The sequence below is a fragment of the Nocardioides sp. B129/18 genome (assembly GCF_055282735.1).
The window spans coordinates 1-17081 of sequence record NZ_JBUZJI010000040.1; the positions used below are offsets into that span (position 1 = coordinate 1).

The 17081-nt window shown below is 73.7% G+C and carries 17 protein-coding genes; 6 read left to right on the forward strand and 11 right to left on the reverse strand.

The window, feature by feature from the left end; translation table 11 throughout:
- The 9 genes from ACZDWJ_RS18900 to ACZDWJ_RS18940 all read right to left on the reverse strand — a co-directional run.
- Positions 1-1582: NADH-quinone oxidoreductase subunit G (locus ACZDWJ_RS18900; protein WP_463523589.1), on the reverse strand; the 1582-nt coding region annotated here is incomplete at its 3' end.
- The gene (gene nuoF, locus ACZDWJ_RS18905) at positions 1579-2904 is read right to left on the reverse strand and encodes an NADH-quinone oxidoreductase subunit NuoF (RefSeq protein ID WP_463523591.1); all 1326 of its coding nucleotides are present in this window, start codon (positions 2902-2904) and stop codon (positions 1579-1581) included. The genes ACZDWJ_RS18900 and nuoF, both read right to left, overlap by 4 nt.
- On the reverse strand, positions 2897-3658 hold the full coding sequence (gene nuoE, locus ACZDWJ_RS18910; RefSeq protein WP_463523593.1) for an NADH-quinone oxidoreductase subunit NuoE: 762 nt from the start codon (positions 3656-3658) through the stop codon (positions 2897-2899). Before nuoE ends, nuoF begins: the two co-directional genes overlap by 8 nt.
- Complete coding sequence (locus tag ACZDWJ_RS18915) at positions 3655-5016, reverse strand: NADH-quinone oxidoreductase subunit D (RefSeq protein WP_463523595.1); 1362 nt, start codon at positions 5014-5016, stop codon at positions 3655-3657. Before ACZDWJ_RS18915 ends, nuoE begins: the two co-directional genes overlap by 4 nt.
- Positions 5016-5744 carry an NADH-quinone oxidoreductase subunit C gene (locus ACZDWJ_RS18920; RefSeq protein ID WP_463523597.1) on the reverse strand — a complete coding sequence of 243 codons (729 nt, stop codon included), beginning with the start codon at positions 5742-5744 and terminating at the stop codon, positions 5016-5018. The genes ACZDWJ_RS18915 and ACZDWJ_RS18920 overlap by 1 nt, the downstream gene beginning before the upstream one ends.
- Positions 5741-6295 carry a NuoB/complex I 20 kDa subunit family protein gene (locus ACZDWJ_RS18925; protein WP_463523599.1) on the reverse strand — a complete coding sequence of 185 codons (555 nt, stop codon included), beginning with the start codon at positions 6293-6295 and terminating at the stop codon, positions 5741-5743. Before ACZDWJ_RS18925 ends, ACZDWJ_RS18920 begins: the two co-directional genes overlap by 4 nt.
- A gap of 72 nt (positions 6296-6367) precedes the next feature.
- Positions 6368-6727 (reverse strand): NADH-quinone oxidoreductase subunit A, encoded by a 360-nt coding sequence (locus ACZDWJ_RS18930; RefSeq protein ID WP_463523601.1) that lies wholly within the window; start codon positions 6725-6727, stop codon positions 6368-6370.
- 265 nt (positions 6728-6992) lie between these two features.
- Entirely contained in the window at positions 6993-7682 is a 690-nt protein-coding gene (locus tag ACZDWJ_RS18935) for a demethylmenaquinone methyltransferase (protein ID WP_463523603.1), read from the reverse strand.
- Positions 7683-7762: 80 nt separating this feature from the next.
- Positions 7763-8425 carry a hypothetical protein gene (locus ACZDWJ_RS18940; RefSeq protein WP_463523605.1) on the reverse strand — a complete coding sequence of 221 codons (663 nt, stop codon included), beginning with the start codon at positions 8423-8425 and terminating at the stop codon, positions 7763-7765.
- Between the two features lie 173 nt (positions 8426-8598).
- Here ACZDWJ_RS18940 and ACZDWJ_RS18945 point away from each other — a divergent pair, with 173 nt between their 5' ends.
- Together ACZDWJ_RS18945 and ACZDWJ_RS18950 are read left to right on the forward strand one after the other, a co-directional pair.
- Positions 8599-9861, forward strand: a complete 1263-nt coding sequence (locus ACZDWJ_RS18945) for an isochorismate synthase (RefSeq protein WP_463523607.1) — start codon at positions 8599-8601, stop codon at positions 9859-9861.
- Between the two features lie 161 nt (positions 9862-10022).
- Entirely contained in the window at positions 10023-11459 is a 1437-nt protein-coding gene (locus tag ACZDWJ_RS18950; protein WP_463523609.1) for a hypothetical protein, read from the forward strand.
- Here the strand turns inward: ACZDWJ_RS18950 and ACZDWJ_RS18955 are convergent.
- A complete protein-coding gene (locus ACZDWJ_RS18955) occupies positions 11408-12070 on the reverse strand; it encodes an MBL fold metallo-hydrolase (protein WP_463523611.1) in 663 nt (220 codons plus the stop codon). The two genes, ACZDWJ_RS18950 and ACZDWJ_RS18955, sit on opposite strands and share 52 nt — an antisense overlap.
- Before the next feature lie 80 nt (positions 12071-12150).
- On the opposite strand from ACZDWJ_RS18955, the gene ACZDWJ_RS18960 reads away from it, so the two are divergent.
- From ACZDWJ_RS18960 to ACZDWJ_RS18970, 3 genes are all read left to right on the forward strand, one after another.
- The gene (locus tag ACZDWJ_RS18960; RefSeq protein ID WP_463523613.1) at positions 12151-12762 is read left to right on the forward strand and encodes a LysE family transporter; all 612 of its coding nucleotides are present in this window, start codon (positions 12151-12153) and stop codon (positions 12760-12762) included.
- Positions 12763-12827: 65 nt separating this feature from the next.
- Complete coding sequence (locus tag ACZDWJ_RS18965) at positions 12828-13655, forward strand: NAD(P)H-binding protein (RefSeq protein ID WP_463523615.1); 828 nt, start codon at positions 12828-12830, stop codon at positions 13653-13655.
- Complete coding sequence (locus ACZDWJ_RS18970) at positions 13652-14143, forward strand: GNAT family N-acetyltransferase (RefSeq protein WP_463523617.1); 492 nt, start codon at positions 13652-13654, stop codon at positions 14141-14143. Before ACZDWJ_RS18965 ends, ACZDWJ_RS18970 begins: the two co-directional genes overlap by 4 nt.
- A gap of 19 nt (positions 14144-14162) precedes the next feature.
- Here ACZDWJ_RS18970 and ACZDWJ_RS18975 read toward each other — a convergent pair whose 3' ends face one another.
- On the reverse strand, positions 14163-16028 hold the full coding sequence (locus ACZDWJ_RS18975; protein WP_463523619.1) for a Na+/H+ antiporter: 1866 nt from the start codon (positions 16026-16028) through the stop codon (positions 14163-14165).
- A gap of 143 nt (positions 16029-16171) precedes the next feature.
- On the opposite strand from ACZDWJ_RS18975, the gene ACZDWJ_RS18980 reads away from it, so the two are divergent.
- Positions 16172-17017, forward strand: coding sequence for a 3-hydroxybutyryl-CoA dehydrogenase (locus ACZDWJ_RS18980; RefSeq protein WP_463523621.1), 846 nt, complete (start codon positions 16172-16174; stop codon positions 17015-17017).
- Positions 17018-17081: the final 64 nt, after the last annotated feature.

Sequence of the window (17081 nt, forward strand, 5' to 3'; positions counted from 1 at the left end):
GCGTCGGCAGGCAGCCGGCCTCGAGGGCGCCGCGGTCGCCGGCGCGGCGCGGCACCCAGGCGAGCCGGGCGCCGGTGCGCTCGACGAGGTCGGCGACGGCCGAGAGCCCGCCGGGCACGGTGGCCAGGCGCTCGCCGACGAGCACGATGGCGTCGGCGCCGAGGCCGTGGTCGGCGGCCAGGAGGTCGTGGAGCGCGGTGGCCTCCTCGCCGGGCACGGCCGCGACGAGGGTGGCGTCGAGCTTGGTCGAGCCGCGCGAGAGGAACGGCGCGACGGTGAGGACCCGCAGGCCGGTGTGCCGCACGGCCTTGCGCAGCCGCAGGAACAGGGTGCCGGCCTCGTCCTCGGGCTCCAGGCCCACGAGCAGGACGGTGCGGGCGGCGTCGAGGTCGTCGTACTCGACCTCGCGGCGCAGCGCGACGTGCGAGCCGAGGAACGCGGTCTCCTCGGCCGAGAGCGGCCGGGCGCGGAAGTCGACGTCGTTGGTGCCGAGGGCGACGCGCGCGAGCTTGGCGTAGGCGTAGGCGTCCTCGGCGGTGAGCCGGCCGCCGGTGAGCACGCCGACGCCGCCGGCCTGCGCGGCCGCGGCCAGGCCGCGAGCGGCCACGGCGAACGCCTCGGTCCACGACGCCGGACGCAGCTCGCCGTCGCCGCCGTCCTCGACCCGGTCGCGCACCATCGGGTAGGTGAGGCGGTCGGGCGCGGTGGCGTAGGCGAAGGCGAAGCGGTCCTTGTCGGTGATCCACTCCTCGTTGACGGCGGGGTCGTCGCCGGAGAGCCGGCGCATGACCTTGCCGCGACGGTGGTCGACGCGGATCGCGGCGCCGCAGGAGTCGTGCTCGGCGACGCTGGGGCTGGAGACGAGGTCGAAGGGCCGCGAGCGGAAGCGGTAGGACTCCGAGGTGAGCGCGCCGACCGGGCAGATCTGGATGGTGTTGCCGGCGAAGTAGGAGAGGAACGGGGCGTCCTCGGCGATGCCGATCTGCTGCTGCGCGCCGCGCTCGACCAGCGCGATGAACGGGTCGCCGGGGATCTCGGCGGCGAACCGGGTGCAGCGCTGGCACACGATGCAGCGCTCGCGGTCGAGGAGCACCTGCGGGCTGAGGTTGATCGGCTTGGGGAAGGTGCGCTTGACGCCGCCGTTCTCCGCGAACCGGCTCTCGCTGCGGCCGTTGCTCATCGCCTGGTTCTGCAGGGGGCACTCGCCGCCCTTGTCGCAGACCGGGCAGTCGAGCGGGTGGTTGACCAGCAGCAGCTCCATGACGCCCTGCTGGGCCTTGTCGGCCACGGGGCTGGTGAGCTGGGTGCTGACGACCATGCCGTCGGCCACCGGCAGGGTGCAGGAGGCCTGCGGCTTGGGGAAGCCGCGGCCGTTGCCGGCGTCGGGGACGTCGACGAGGCACTGGCGGCAGGCGCCGGCCGGGGCCAGCAGCGGGTGGTCGCAGAAGCGCGGGATCTGGACGCCGACCTGCTCGGCGGCGCGGATCACGAGGGTGTCCTTCGGGACGCTGACCGAGATGCCGTCGATGGTGACGGTGACGAGGTCCTCGCGCACCTCGGCCCGCTCCGGGGTGGTGGTCATCGGCCGACCCCCGCCGGGGCGAACGCGGTGGAGGCCGCGGGCGGGAACAGCTCGGACGAGGGCGTGTGCATGCCGGCCTCGAACTCCTCACGGAAGTACTTGATCGCCGAGGTGATGGGGCTGGTGGCGCCGTCGCCGAGGGCGCAGAACGAGCGGCCCAGGATGTTGTCGCAGACGTCGAGCAGCTGCTCGATGTCGCCGGCCTGGCCCCGGCCCTCGTTGAGACGGGTGAGGGTCTGGACGAGCCACCAGGTGCCCTCGCGGCACGGCGTGCACTTGCCGCACGACTCGTGCTTGTAGAACTCCGTCCAGCGCAGCACGCAGCGCACGACCGAGACGGTCTCGTCGAAGATCTGCAGGGCGCGGGTGCCGAGCATCGAGCCGGCGGCGCCGACGCCCTCGAAGTCCAGCGGGACGTCGAGGTGCTCGGGGGTCAGCAGCGGGGTGGAGGAGCCGCCCGGCGTCCAGAACTTCAGGCGGTGGCCGGCGCGGATGCCGCCGGCGAGGTCGATGAGCTCGCGCAGCGTGATGCCCAGCGGCGCCTCGTAGGCGCCGGGCCGCTCGACGTGGCCGGAGAGGGAGAAGATGCCGAAGCCCTTGGACTTCTCGGTGCCGAGCGAGGAGAACCACTCCGCGCCGCGACCGATGATGGCCGGCACCGAGGCGATCGACTCGACGTTGTTGATGACCGTCGGGCTGGCGTAGAGGCCGGCGACGGCGGGGAACGGCGGACGCAGCCGCGGCTGGCCGCGACGGCCCTCGAGGCCCTCCAGCAGCGCGGTCTCCTCGCCGCAGATGTAGGCGCCCGCGCCGGCGTGGACGACGACGTCGAGGTCGTAGCCCGAGCCGTGGATGTTCGTGCCCAGGTGCCCGGCGGCGTAGGCCTCGGCGACGGCGGCCTGCACGCGGCGGATGACGTGGAGCACCTCGCCGCGGATGTAGATGAACGCCTTGTTCGCGCGGATGGCGTAGGAGGAGATGATGACGCCCTCGACCAGCGTGTGGGGGCTGGCCATCATGAGCGGGATGTCCTTGCAGGTGCCCGGCTCGGACTCGTCGGCGTTGACGACGAGGTACTTCGGCTTGGGGTTGTCCTGCGGGATGAAGGACCACTTCATGCCCGTGGGGAACCCGGCGCCGCCGCGGCCGCGCAGGCCGGAGTCCTTGACGGCGGTGATGACGTCGTCGGGCGCCATGCCCAGCGCGGTGCGCAGGGCGGCGTACCCGCCGCGCTCCTCGTAGGCGGGCAGCGTCCAAGAGCGCTCGGCGTCCCAGGTGTCGGTGAGGACCGGGGTGAGGGTGCTGATGGCGGAGTCAGTCATCGGTCTCCTCCTGCAGGGTCTCGGACTCCGCGCGGGCGGTGTCGGCCTGGGCGTCGGCCGCGAGGGCCGACTCCGGCTGCGGGGCCGCTCCCCCGCCGACGGCGAGGGCACCGGGCGCGGGCGGCGCGGTCCAGCCGCGCTCGCGGGCGATGGTGAGACCGGCCAGGCTCGGCGCCCCGGCGGAGGGGCCCTCGTCGACGCGGCCGTCGGGGAAGCCGGCGAGGACGCGCTCGGCCTCCTTCCAGGTGCACAGGCGCGGGCCGCGGGTGGAGTGGCGCTCGCGGCCGGCGCGGAGGTCGTCGACGAGCTCGACGGCCGACTCGGGGGTCTGCTGGTCGACGAACTCCCAGTTGACCATCATCACCGGCGCGTAGTCGCACGCGGCGTTGCACTCGACGTGCTCGAGGGTGATCCTCCCGTCGGCGGTGGTCTCGTCGTTGCCGACGTCGAGGTGGTCCTTGAGGCGGGAGAAGATCTCGTCGCCGCCCATGACCGCGCAGAGGGTGTTGGTGCACACGCCGACGAGGTAGTCGCCGACGGGGCGGCGCTTGTACATCGTGTAGAAGGTCGCGACGCCGCTGACCTCGGCCGGTGTGATGCCGAGGACCTCGGCGCAGGCCTCGATGCCCTCCGGCGTCACGCGGCCCTCGACCGACTGCACCAGGTGCAGCATCGGCAGCAGCCCGGAGCGGGCCTCGGGGTAGCGGCCGGCGATCTCGTGGAGCTCGGCGAGGGTGCTCTCCGGCAGGCTCATCGGTCGACGCCTCCCATGACGGGGTCGATGGAGGCGATCGCGACGATGACGTCGGCGACCATGCCGCCCTCGCTCATCACGCTGGTCGCCTGCAGGTTGGTGAAGGACGGGTCGCGGAAGTGCACCCGGAACGGCTTGGTGCCGCCGTCGGAGACGACGTGGGCGCCGAGCTCGCCGCGTGGGGACTCGATCGGGACGTAGGCCTGGCCGGCCGGCACCCGGAAGCCCTCGGTGACGAGCTTGAAGTGGTGGATCAGGGCCTCCATCGACTCGCCCATGATGTGGCGGATGTGGTCAAGGCTGTTGCCCATGCCGTCGGAGCCGACCGCGAGCTGGCTGGGCCAGGCGATCTTCTTGTCGGCGACCATCACCGGCTCGCCCTCCATCCGCGCGAGGCGGTCGGTGGCCTGCTCGACGATGCGCAGCGACTCCCACATCTCGGCCAGCCGCACGCGGAAGCGGCCGTAGGAGTCGCAGGTGTCCCAGGTCTGGACGTCGAAGTCGTAGGTCTCGTAGCCGCAGTAGGGCTGCACCTTGCGCAGGTCCCACGGGTAGCCGGTGCTGCGCAGCACCGGACCGGTGAGGCCCAGGGCGAGACAGCCCTCGAGGTCGAGGTGGCCGACGCCCTCGAGGCGGCCCTTGAAGATCGGGTTGGCGTTGCACAGCGCGGCGTACTCGGGCAGCCGCTTGCGCATGAGGGAGACGAAGCCGCGGATCTCGTCGAGCGCGCCGGGCGGGAGGTCCTGCGCGACGCCGCCGGGGCGGATGAACGCGTGGTTCATGCGCAGGCCGGTGATCAGCTCGAAGAGGTCGAGCACGAGCTCGCGCTCGCGGAAGCCGATCGTCATGACCGTGAGGGCGCCGATCTCCATGCCGCCGGTGGCGATGGCCACGAGGTGGGAGGAGATGCGGTTGAGCTCCATGAGGAGCACCCGCATGGTCTGCGCCTTCTCCGGCACGTCGTCCTCGATGCCGAGCAGCCGCTCGACGCCGAGCACGTAGGTCATCTCGTTGTAGAACGGCGAGAGGTAGTCCATCCGGGTGCAGAACGTGACGCCCTGCGTCCAGGTGCGGAACTCCATGTTCTTCTCGATGCCGGTGTGGAGGTAGCCGATGCCGCAGCGGGCCTCGGTGACCGTCTCGCCCTCGAGCTCGAGGATCAGGCGCAGCACGCCGTGGGTGGAGGGGTGCTGGGGCCCCATGTTGACGACGACGCGGTCGTCCATCTCGGCGTCGATGCCCTGGGCGATGGAGTCCCAGTCCTGGCCGGTGACGGTGAAGACCCGGCCCTCGCTGGTGTCGGAGGCGCCGGCGTAGACGTCCTGGTTCGCGTGGGTGCCGTGGGTGTCGGTGGACATCAGGTGTACGACCTCCGCTGGTCCGGCGGCGGGACGCTGCCGCCCTTGTACTCGACGGGGATGCCGCCGAGCGGGTAGTCCTTGCGCTGCGGGTGGCCCGGCCAGTCGTCGGGCATGAGGATCCGGGTGAGCGCCGGGTGGCCGTCGAAGATCACCCCGAACATGTCGTAGGCCTCGCGCTCGTGCCAGTCGTGGGTCGGGTAGACCGCGACCGTCGACGGCACGTGCGGGTCGGCGTCCGGCGCGGTGGTCTCGACCCGGATGCGCCGGTTGTGGGTCATCGAGAGCAGGTGGTAGACGACGTGCAGCTCGCGGCCGGCGTCGCCGGGGTAGTGCACGCCGCTGACGCCGCTGGAGAGCTCGAAGCGCAGGGCGGGGTCGTCGCGCAGCACCCGCATGATCGCGAGGAGGTCCTCGCGGCGCACGTGGAAGGTGATCTCGTGGCGGTCGACGACGACCGACTCGAGGGCGTGCTCGACGCCGGCGGTCGCGAGCGCGGCCTCCAGGGCGTCGGCGACCTCGTCGTACCAGCCGCCGTAGGGGCGCACGCTCGGCGCCGGGAGGGCGACGGTGGTGACCAGGCCGCCGAAGCCGCTGGTGTCGCCGGTGCCGCGGGCCCCGAAGAGGCCGTGCCGCTCGGCGACGACGCGCTGCTCGCCGGTCTGGGCGGGGACGCCGCCGCGCGCGGCCTGCCCGGCCTGCGGGGTGTGGGTGGACTCGTCGCTCATCGCAGCAGACCCTTCATCTGCGAGGTCGGCAGGGCGTTGAGGGCGGCGGTCTCCTGCTCGATGATCTCGGCGCGGCGGTTCGCGCCGAGCTTCATGCCCTGCACCTGGTCGTGGAGCTTGAGGATCGCGTCGATGAGCATCTCCGGGCGCGGCGGGCAGCCGGGGAGGTACATGTCGACCGGGACGACGTGGTCGACGCCCTGCACGATCGCGTAGTTGTTGAACATGCCGCCCGAGGAGGCGCACACGCCCATGGCCAGCACCCACTTGGGGTCGGGCATCTGGTCGTAGATCTGACGCAGGACCGGCGCCATCTTCTGGCTCACGCGGCCCGCGACGATCATGAGGTCGGCCTGACGCGGGCTGGCCCGGAAGACCTCCATGCCGAAGCGGGCGAGGTCGTACTTGGGGCCGCCGGTCGTCATCATCTCGATGGCGCAGCAGGCCAGGCCGAAGGTCGCCGGCCAGAACGAGGCCTTGCGCATGTAGCCGGCCAGCCCCTCGACGGAGGTCAGCAGCACTCCGCTCGGGAGCTTGTCCTCGATGCCCATCGGATCCTCCTGGGACGGGTCGGTGTGGCTGGTTCTACGGGGTCGTGCGCAGGTCTCGGACGTGCCGGGGAGTCAGTCCCACTCGAGGCCGCCGCGGCGCCATACGTAGACGTAGGCGACGAAGACGGTGACCACGAACAGGAACATCTCGACCAGGCCGAAGACCCGCATCGCGTCGAGGTTCAGCGCGAAGGGGTAGAGGAAGGCGATCTCGATGTCGAAGACGATGAAGAGCATCGCGGTGAGGAAGTACTTCACCGGAAAGCGGCCGCCGCCGACCGGCTGCGGCGTGGGCTCGATGCCGCACTCGTAGGAGTCGAGCTTGGCGCGGTTGTAGCGCTTCGGCCCGACGTTGAGGCTGGTGAGGATCGAGAAGACCGCGAACCCGAAGGCCAGGCCCGCCAGGACGAGGACCGGGGTGTAGAGCTCCATCGGGTCTCCTCTCGTGGCTCAGGTGGCGCAGATCACCCCTGAGAACTTGTGAACTGAATCACGAAGTGTTCTGCGACACATACTGCCACTGCGCCGCCGAGGCCTCTACCCCCACCCCCGACCCGTTCGGACCGGGGGCGCGGAACGGCCCCAGCCTGGCGGTCGCGCGGGCACGCGAGCAGGGCCCGGCGTCCCGGGATCGACGGGACGTCGGGCCTGTCGTGGGCCCGGGCCCGGCCTGCGCTGGTCCTGCGCTGGGCGCGCGTCAGGCGCGGGCGCGGTGCAGGGCGACGATGCCGCCCGAGAGGTTCTTGAACTCCACCGAGCCCCAGCCGGCCTCGGCGATGAGCGCGGAGAGGCCCTGCTGGTCGGGCCAGGCGCGGATGGACTCGGCGAGGTAGACGTAGGCGTCGGGGGCCGAGGAGACCGCCCGCGCGACGGCGGGCAGGGTGCGCATCAGGTACTCGAGGTACACGGTGCGGAACGGGCCGTTGGTGGGGTGGCTGAACTCGCAGACCACCAGGCGACCGCCCGGACGCGTGACCCGTCGCATCTCGCGCAGACCGGCCAGCGGGTCGACGACGTTGCGCAGCCCGAAGGAGATCGTGACGGCGTCGAAGGAGGCGTCGGCGAAGGGCAGGCGGGTGGCGTCGCCGGCGGTGAAGGGCAGGTGCGGCCGGGCCTTCTTGCCCACCTGCAGCATGCCCAGGGAGAAGTCGCAGGGCACGACGGTGGCGCCGGCGTCGTGGAAGGGCTCGCTGGAGGTGCCGGTGCCGGCGGCGAGGTCGAGCACGCGCTCGCCCGCGACCGGGGCGACGGCGTCGATCACCTCGCGACGCCAGCGCCGGTCCTGGCCCAGCGAGAGCACGTCGTTGGTGAGGTCGTAGCGGCGCGCGACCGTGTCGAACATCCGCTGGACGTCGGAGGGCTGCTTGTCGAGATCGGCGCGGGCCATGGGGTGTCCTCGGGGTCGCTGGTGCTGCGGGAGTGCTGCCGGGTGCTGCCGGGTGCTGCCGGGTGCTGCCGGGTGCTGCGTCAGGCCTTCGCGAGGTCGTCGAGGACCGTGACGACCTGCTCGCCGGTGAAGCCGTTGCCGATCGCGAGGTAGGTGCGATCGCCGACGCCCACCTGGCAGTAGACCGAGGACGGCACCTCGGCGGGGTCGACCTTCTGGCCCTGCGGGACCGGCTGGGACCACGCGAGGCTGCAGCGACCGTCGCCGATGTCGACGAGGGAGTAGGCCCCGCGCTCGACGCCGTAGGACTTCGGGTCCGGGACGGGGCCCTGCGGCAGGAACGGGCCGGCCGGGGCGCCGATGACGGTGATCGTCAGCTGGGTCTGGGCCTGGGCGTTCTCGCCCTGGTAGGCGCGCAGGGCGACCGGGGCGTCGTACTGCTTCTTCAGCGCCTCGACCGCGGAGCCGCTGATCGCCTTCTGCCGGCTCAGGAAGTCCTGGGCCTGGGTGGCGGTGTCGCCGGTGCCCTTGGCCTCCTCGGCCGCGACCAGCTCGACGGCGCGCAGGCCGTTGGGGAGCGTGTCGGGCAGCGCGGGCACCGAGGACGCGGTGGCGCCGGTGGACTCATCGCCCTCGACCTTCGGGAGGCCGATGGCGAAGCCGCCGACGAGGGCCAGGAGCACCAGGCCGGCGACGAGGCCGAGCAGCGCGGTGCGGACGGAGGAGGTGCGGGACGTGGTCACAGACGTCGAGGGTATCGGCCCGACCTGGGCGCCCGGTCCGCGACCTCGCCGGGCCGACCTCCGGGCCGACCTCCGGGCCGACAGCACGACCGCCACCGTGACCGCCACCGTGACCGACCGCGTGACCGACCTCGCTGACCGCTGTGGCGGCCGCGCGCGTAGGCTCGAGTGATGTGACCACCCTCCTCGAGCCGAGCGTGCCCCTCGTCGCGCGCTCGGTCGTGCTCGACCACGAGGTGGCCGCGCGGCTGCTCGACCTGGTGCCCGACCGCGGCCCGCTGTGCTGGCTGCGGCGCGGGGAGGGCATCGTCGGCTGGGGCGAGGCGGCCGTCATCCGCACCTCCGGCCCGCGGCGCTTCGCCGAGGCCGACGCGTGGTGGTCCGACATCGCAGCGCACGCGGTCGTGCGCGACGACGTGCGTCGTCCCGGCTCCGGCCTGGTCTGCTTCGGGTCCTTCGCCTTCGCCGACTCCCCCGGCGAGTCCGTGCTCGTCGTGCCCGAGGTCGTCGTCGGCCGCCGCGACGGCGTCACCTGGGTCACCACCGTCTCCGTCGGCGGGCTCGACACCGAGGCCCGGCTCGTCGAGGCCGACCCGCCCGCGGCGCCCGCCGGCGTCACCTACGCCGACGGCGCGCTCGACGGCGAGCGGTGGATGGGCGCGGTGGCCGAGGCCGTCGAGCGGATCAGCCGCGGCGACCTCGAGAAGGTCGTGCTGGCCCGCGACCTCGTCGCCACCGCCGACGCGCCGGTCGACGTCCGGTGGCCGCTGCAGCGGCTCGCCGAGTCCTACCCGACCTGCTGGACCTTCCACGTCGACGGCCTCTTCGGCGCGACCCCGGAGATGCTGGTGCGCCGCGAGCGCGGCCTGGTGACCTCGCGGGTGCTGGCCGGCACCATCCGCCGCACCGGCGACGACGAGCACGACGTCAGCCTCGCCGCGCACCTCGCGCACTCCTCGAAGGACCTCGAGGAGCACGAGTACGCCGTCCGCTCGGTGGCCGACGCCCTCGGCCCGTACTGCTCGTCGATGAACGTGCCCGAGGCCCCCTTCGTGCTGCACCTGCCCAACGTCATGCACCTGGCCACCGACGTCGCGGGCGTCGTCGAGGACGGCGCGGCGGTCTCCTCGCTGCGCCTCGCCGAGGCGCTGCACCCCTCGGCCGCCGTCGGCGGCACCCCGACCCCCGAGGCCGTCGCGCTCATCGAGGAGCTCGAGCAGATGGACCGCGGCCGCTACGCCGGCCCGGTCGGCTGGATGGACCTCGCCGGCGACGGCGAGTGGGGCATCGCGCTGCGCGCCGCGCACGTCGACGGCGCCACCGTGCGGCTCTTCGCCGGCTGCGGCATCGTCGGCGCCTCCGACCCCGAGGCCGAGCTGGCCGAGACGCAGTCGAAGCTGATCCCCGTGCGCGACGCCCTCACCGTCACGCCGTAGCCCGCGTCCGGGCTCGCGTCCGGGCTCGCCCAAGACCCCCACCGGCGGCGGCGCGATGCGCCATCCTGGGGGCGTCGTCCTGCGACGGCACCCCTCCCCGTCCCCCCCGCTCCCGAGGTGCTGCGATGCGCCGAGCCCCGACGCGCCCGTCGTCCCGACCGGTGCGTCTGCGCCCTGCCGTGGTCACGGGCTCGATGGTGGGCTCGGTGGTGTGGGCCATGGCGTTCGGGCAGGTCGTGGCGCCCGCGCAGGCCCGCGGCCCCGACCAGCCGCGGCCCCCGACCAGCAGCCACTCCGTCGCCGACCCGGGGCTGTTCACCCCCGGCGGCATGGGCCTGTGGCAGGACGCCGGCGCGCGGCGCTGGAGCTTCCTCGACGTCGACGCTCGCGGCCGGCCCTACCGGTGGGACCCGTGTCGTCCGCTGCGCTACAAGATCGCGCTCAACGGCGTGAACCCGGCCGAGGGACGCCGGGTGCGCTCGGCGATGGCCGCGCTCGGACGCGCGCTCGGTGGCGTGCGGACGGTCTACCGCGGCCCGCTGCGCTGGGTGCCGGACACCACGCAGGTGCCCCGCACGCTCGGCGTCGACGTCGTCGTGGCGTTCGCGGCGCCCGGGCAGGGAGTCGGGCGCAGCAGCATGATCCGGCTCGGGGAGGCCGGCCGGGCCGGCTACGACCTCGCGGACGGGCTGCGGCGCGACCCGACCACGCCCGGGCTCCTGGTGCCGCGCATCGAGGGCGGGGTCGCGGTGATCTCGACCGAGCGCCTGCGCTCCTTCACCGGCGCGATGCGCCGCGCGCTGAACCTCCACGAGCTCGCGCACGTCGTGAACCTCGGGCACGCCGCCGGGGCCGCGCAGGTCATGCACCTGGGACTGCTGCGCGACCCGCCCGCCGCGTACTCCCGCGACGACCTGGCCGGCCTGGCGCGGCTGGGGCGCCGGGCCGGATGCCTCTCCGAGCCGACGCTCGGATCGGCGACGACCGCCGTCGCCGACGGGCCGCGGATCGTCGTGACGACCCCCGGCGCCGCGTCCCGCTCCGGGCTGCTGCGCTACCGGCCGCTGCTGCGCGTCGACGGGCTGGAGTCGACGGCGGCGTCCACGACCCACCGCACCCGCACCCTCGACTGGACGGCCTCGGTGACGCCGGCGCTCTTCGTCGAGGACCGCACCCGGCGGGTGCGTGCCTCGATGCTGGTGCGCAACGACGTGGCGGCCGCGGGGACGCCGTGGGTCGACGTCGACCTGCCGCCCGTCGAGTACCGCGCCGTCGCGCCGACTCTCCAGTTCCAGGGCGGCAGCGTGCGCCTGCCGCGGATGCCGGCGTACTACCGCGGCACCGAGGAGATCGCCGGCGAGCGCTCGCGAGCCACGACCGGCGAGGTCGCCCTGACCCTCCACCACGCCGACGGCTCGGTCAGCCGCGCGACGCTGACCGACGGCGTCGCGCTCTACCTCGTCGGCTCGGTGACCTCGATCGAGGCCGAGGGGACGGTGGTCTACGGCGGCGCCGCGGAGCCGCTCGGCGTCGACTACACCGGGGTCTACGCGCCGGTGGCCGAGGGGAGGTCCTCGCCCTCCGCGACGCGGGAGTAGGCGACGCCGGCCGGCGGCAGGAACAGCCCCATGTGCTGGTCGATGACGCCCAGACCGAGGTCGGAGTAGACGCGGTCGTGGATGGCCAGGGCCCGCGGCGCGCCGACGGACCGCGCGAAGTCGACGGCCTCCGAGGCCTTCAGCCACGGCGCCGAGACCGGCGCGCACAGCACGTCGACCGGCTCACCGGGCTCGGTGAGCGCGTCGCCGGGGTGGTAGATCCGCTCGGCCCCGCAGGTGACGACGTACCCGCTGTTGTCGAAGCGCGGCAGCTCGGGGTGGATCACCGCGTGCAGCTCGCCGACGGCGCGCACCGGAAGGCCGGCGGCGGTGAACCGCTCGCCCGGCGCGACGACGGTGACCCGCTCGGCGACGTCGGGGGCGTCCTCGCGGATCCGCGCCGCCACGGCCTCGATGGTGAAGACCGGGGCGTCCGTGCGGCGCAGGTGGTCGGCCAGGTAGTGGTCGGGGTGCTCGTGGGTGATCAGCACGGCTCCGGTGCCGTCCAGGGCGTCGGCGGCGGCGTCGGTGAAGGCGCCGGGATCGATCGTCAGGACGGCGCCGTCGTGCTCGATGCGGACGCAGGCGTGGCCGAACTTGGTGAGGCGCATGCCCCCACCGTAGCCAGCCGCCGGAGGCCGTCTCCGGAAACGGGTCGCGGGCCCGGCGCCGCTCCTCCACACTGCGGTGCGTGCGCGACGCCCTCCTCTCCGGCCTGCTCACCGGGTGGGCGATCGCCGTCCCGGTGGGCGCCGTCGCGCTGCTGCTGGTGACGCTGTCCTCCCGCGCGGGCTGGCGGGTCGGGGCGGCCGGCGCGCTCGGCGTCGCGTCGGTCGACGCCGCCTACGCCACGCTCGCCGTCGTCGCGGGCGCCGCGGTCTCACGGCTCCTCGCACCGGTCTCGACGCTCCTGGGCGTCCTCGCCGGCCTCGTGCTGCTCGGCGTCGCCGCCCTCGTGCTGCGCTCCGCCCTCGCCGCCCCCGGCCCCGAGCGCGTCGAGCGGCCGCTCACCCCGCTGCGCGCCTACCTCGCGCTCGTCGGCATCACCGCGCTCAACCCCGCCACGGTCGTCTACTTCGCCGCCGTCGTCCTCGGCGACCAGCACGCCGCCGACGCCCCCGCCGAGGCCCTCGCCTTCGTCCTCGGCGTCGCCCTCGCCTCCGGCGGCTGGCAGCTGCTGCTCAGCCTCGGCGGCGTGGCCCTCGGCCGCCGCCTCGCCACCCCCCGCGCCCGGCTCCTCACCGGGGTCCTCGCGGCTCTCCTCATCGCTGCGCTGGGGGTGCGGACGGTGGTGGGGGCGTGAGGTCCAGTTCTCCCTGACCTGATGCGGGGTGCGGACGCGCGACGAGGCCGCCTAGGTTGGACGCCATGACGCGCATCGCCCTCACCGGCGCCTCGGGAGCGGTCGGACGCCGGGTGGCCGCCGGACTCGCCGACCTCCGCCCGCTGCTGCTCGGCCGCTCCCCCGACCGCCTCGAGGACCTCGGCGGCGGCGTGGCCCGCTTCGACTACGCCGACACCGACCCCGCAGCGCTGGCCGGCGTCGACGTCCTGCTGCTGGTCTCGGGTCACGAGTCGGCCACCCGTCGCGACGAGCACCGCCGTGCGATCGCGGCGGCCGCGGAGGCCGGCGTGGGGCACGTCGTCTACACCTCCTTCACCGGCGCCGCCGCCGACGCCACCTTCACCCTCGGCCGCGACCACGCCGACGCCGAGGCCGCGCTGCGCGAGAGCGGCTGCGCCTGGACGTTCCTGCGCGACTGCTTCTACGCCGACCTCCTGCCGTTCTTCGCCGACGACGCCGGCGTGATCCGGGGTCCCGCCGGGCAGGGGCGCGTCGCCGCGGTGGCCCGTGCCGACGTGGCCGACGCCGCCGTCGCCGTGCTGCGCTCCCCGGGCGATCACGCGGGCGCGGCCTACGAGCTCACCGGCCCCGAGGCCCTCACCCTCGACGAGGTCGCGGCCCGCGCGGGCGCGGCGCTGGGCCGCTCGCTGCGCTTCGAGGACGAGACCGTCGAGGAGGCCTACGCCTCGCGGCGGGCCGCCTACCCGGGCACCCCCGACTGGCAGCTCGACGCCTGGGTGAGCACCTACACCGCGATCGCCGAGGGCTCCCAGGCGCACGTCAGCGGCGACGTCGAGGCGCTCACCGGGCATCCCGCGCGCACCCTCGAGCAGGCGCTGGGGACGACGTGAGCGAGATCCACGTCCGCCCCGCCGTCGAGGCCGACGCAGCGGAGCTCGCGCGTCTCCACGTCGAGGTCTGGGAGTCCGCCTACCGCGGCCTCGTCCCCGAGAGCGTCCTGGAGGAGCGCCGCGCGACCATCGACGCCCGCGTCGAGCGCTGGCGCGCCAACGTCGCCGAGGCGCCCGGACGCAACCACGTCGCCGAGCACGCCGACGCGCCGGGGCGCCTGCTCGGGTTCGTCACCGTGGGCCCGAACCGCGACGACGACCTCGACTGCCCCGAGCTGTGGGCGCTCTACGCCGACGCCTCCGTCTGGGGCACCGGCGTCGGCCACACCCTGCTGACCGCCGTGCTCCCGCCCGGGCCGGCGTCCCTGTGGGTGCTGCAGGGCAACGACCGCGCGATCGGGTTCTACGAGCGCCACGGCTTCGCGCTCGACGGCGTGGAGAAGTCCGACGAGATCGGCACCGAGCTGCGGATGGTGCGCGCGGCCTGAGCGTCCGACCGCGAGGCGGCTAGGCCGTCAGGTGGTGGACGAAGCACCAGCGCCAGTGCTCCTCCGGCTCGGCCGACTGCATGACCGGGTGCGTGGTGTCGTGGAAGTGCCGGGTGGCGTGCTGGCCGGGCGAGGAGTCGCAGCAGCCGATGTGGCCGCAGGTCAGGCACTGGCGCAGGGCCACCCAGCGCGTCCCCTCCTCCAGGCACTCGGGACAGGTGTTGGTGTGGACGGTGGCGACGGCGGGGTGCTCGGCGAGGTCGTCGCACTCCTCGCCGGCCTTGAACCGCAGCTCGCCGTAGGAGCGCAGCTCGTCGCGCTCGGCGCTGGCGATGTCGATCATCGACTCCTCGACGTCGAGGGTGGCCAGCACCTCGGCGATCACCTCGGAGGCGATCTTGCCCGAGCGACGGATCTCGAGGATCCGCTCGCGCTCGGCGGCGATCATCGTCTGCCGCGCGCGGGCGTAGAGCTCGGAGGGGGTCTCCTCGTCGGCGGTGGTGCCGAGCCGCTCCCAGGCGGCGAAGTTGCGCTGGTCGATGCGGGTGCGGATCGACTCGATCATCCCGTGCGGGTCCTCGTACTCCAGCTCGTCGAGGGCCTCGAAGCCGGCCTTGGACGCCTGCTGCAGCAGGGTCGCACGGGCCAGCGCGTCGTCCATCGGGTCGGGCCCGGGCACGCGCAGGCGCTTGGTGAGCCACGGCAGCGTCAGCCCCTGGAGGAACAGGGTGCCGGCCACGACGCTGAAGGCGATGACGAGGAGCACCTCGCGGTGCGGGGTGTCCAGCGGGATGACGAAGGCGGCCGCGAGCGTGACGACGCCGCGCATGCCGGCCCAGCCGAGCAGCAGCGTGTAGGTCCACGGCGGCACCGAGCCGGTCTCGCGGTCGGTGCCCGGGCGCACCAGCAGGAAGCGCGCGGGGAAGACCCACACCAGGCGCAGCGCGATGACGGTGACCAGCGTCGCGACGCACAGGCCGATGACGCGCGGCAGGCCGAGCTCGGAGTCGGCGACGTCGGCGATGAGCAGGTGGGCCTGCAGGCCGATGAGCAGGAAGACGGCGTTCTCGAGGACGAAGGCGATCGTGCGCCAGTTCATCCGCTCGGCGATGCGCGACTGCGCGGTCTGCAGCACCGGCGCGCGGTGCCCCAGCAGCAGGCCCGCGACGACGACGCCGATGACGCCGCTGGCGTGCAGCTCCTCGGCGGCCAGGTAGGCGGCGAACGGGATGAGCAGCGAGAGCGCGGTGTCGAGGATGGGGTCGGTGAGGTGGCGGCGGATCTTCGCGACGACGACGTACACGATGAGTCCGACCAGCGCGCCGCCGCCGGCCGCGACGACGAAGTCGACGCCGACGCTGGTGGCCGAGATGCCCACGCCGCCCGCGGCGATCGCGGTGCGCAGCGCCACCAGCGCGGTGGCGTCGTTGAGCAGCGACTCGCCCTCGAGGATCGTGACGATGCGCCGCGGCAGGCCGATGCGGCGACCGATCGTCGTCGCGGCGACGGCGTCGGGCGGGGCGACGACGGCGCCGATCGCGAAGGCGGCCGGCCAGCCGACGTCGGGCACCAGGGCGTGGACGACGACGGCGACGCCGGCGGTCGTGAAGATCACCAGGCCCACCGAGAGCAGCAGGATGGAGCGGCGGTTGGCGTTGAAGTCGACCAGCGAGGTCTGCAGCGCCGCCGAGTACAGCAGCGGCGGGAGCAGGCCGAGCAGCACGATCTCCGGCTCGAGGGTGACCTCCGGGATCTGCGGCACGTAGGAGACGACGACGCCGACCACGATCAGCGCCAGGGGCGCAGGCACCCCGATGCGCTCGGCCAGCGCGGCCACCGCGATCACCGAGGCCACGAGCACGACGAGGGCCAGGGCGATCTCCATGGCGCCCATCATCGCGGGCCGGAGGCCCCACCGACCACTCCACCGCCCGGTCGGGGGCGGGCGTACGATCGAGGCGACGATGCATGGACGTCCATGCATCGGGTCAGCGATCGGGTGCGAGCCAGGAGGAAGCGATGTCGGAGATCCAGCGGGTGGGCGTGGTGGGCTGCGGCCTGATGGGCGCGGGCATCGCGGAGGTCAACGCCCGGGCGGGCCTCGACGTCGTCGTGGTGGAGTCCTCCACCGCGGCCGCCGACGCCGGCCGCTCGCGCCTGGAGGCCTCGCTCAAGCGCGCTGAGTCCAAGGGCAAGCTCGACGGCACCGCCGACGACGTCCTGGCCCGCATCCGGCTGGTCACCGAGCTCGAGGAGCTCGCCGACCGCGAGGTCGTCGTCGAGGCGATCGTCGAGGACGAGGACGCCAAGGTCGCGCTGTTCAAGCGGCTCGACGCCATCGTCACCGACCCGCAGGCGATCCTCGCGTCCAACACCTCCTCGATCCCGATCATGAAGCTGGGCGTCGTCACCGCGCGGCCCACGCAGGTGATGGGCATCCACTTCTTCAACCCGGTGCCGGTGCTGCGGCTCGTCGAGCTCGTCCCCTCGCTGCTCACCGCGCCGGAGACCACCGAGCGCGCCCGCGCCTACGTCGAGGGACCGCTGGGCAAGTCGGCCATCGACTGCCAGGACCGCGCCGGCTTCGTCGTCAACTCGCTGCTGATCCCGTTCGTGCTCTCCGCGATCCGCATGTACGAGTCGGGCTTCGCCTCCGCCGAGGACATCGACCGCGGCCTCGTCCTCGGCGCCGCCCACCCCCAGGGCCCCCTCGCGCTGGCCGACCTCATCGGCCTCGACACCGTCCAGGCCGTCGCCGTCTCGCTCTACGACGAGTTCAAGGAGCCGCTCTACGCCGCTCCCCCGCTGCTGGCGCGGATGGTCGACGCCGGTCTGCTGGGTCGCAAGAGCGGGCGCGGCTTCTACCGGTACTGACGCCAGGGGCAGTTTCCCCGGATATCCGGGGCGGATTCGTGGGGTCATCGCAACACCTGGTGTG

What these genes read in the sequence shown, in the direction of transcription:
- nuoF (WP_463523591.1), bottom strand. Translation starts at nt 2,904, where the DNA reads ATGACTGACTCCGCCATCAGCACCCTCACCCCGGTCCTCACCGACACC.
- nuoE (WP_463523593.1), bottom strand. Translation starts at nt 3,658, where the DNA reads ATGAGCCTGCCGGAGAGCACCCTCGCCGAGCTCCACGAGATCGCCGGC.
- ACZDWJ_RS18915 (WP_463523595.1), bottom strand. Translation starts at nt 5,016, where the DNA reads ATGTCCACCGACACCCACGGCACCCACGCGAACCAGGACGTCTACGCC.
- ACZDWJ_RS18920 (WP_463523597.1), bottom strand. Translation starts at nt 5,744, where the DNA reads ATGAGCGACGAGTCCACCCACACCCCGCAGGCCGGGCAGGCCGCGCGC.
- ACZDWJ_RS18925 (WP_463523599.1), bottom strand. Translation starts at nt 6,295, where the DNA reads ATGGGCATCGAGGACAAGCTCCCGAGCGGAGTGCTGCTGACCTCCGTC.
- ACZDWJ_RS18930 (WP_463523601.1), bottom strand. Translation starts at nt 6,727, where the DNA reads ATGGAGCTCTACACCCCGGTCCTCGTCCTGGCGGGCCTGGCCTTCGGG.
- ACZDWJ_RS18935 (WP_463523603.1), bottom strand. Translation starts at nt 7,682, where the DNA reads ATGGCCCGCGCCGATCTCGACAAGCAGCCCTCCGACGTCCAGCGGATG.
- ACZDWJ_RS18955 (WP_463523611.1), bottom strand. Translation starts at nt 12,070, where the DNA reads ATGCGCCTCACCAAGTTCGGCCACGCCTGCGTCCGCATCGAGCACGAC.
- ACZDWJ_RS18965 (WP_463523615.1), top strand. Translation starts at nt 12,828, where the DNA reads ATGACGCGCATCGCCCTCACCGGCGCCTCGGGAGCGGTCGGACGCCGG.
- ACZDWJ_RS18975 (WP_463523619.1), bottom strand. Translation starts at nt 16,028, where the DNA reads ATGGAGATCGCCCTGGCCCTCGTCGTGCTCGTGGCCTCGGTGATCGCG.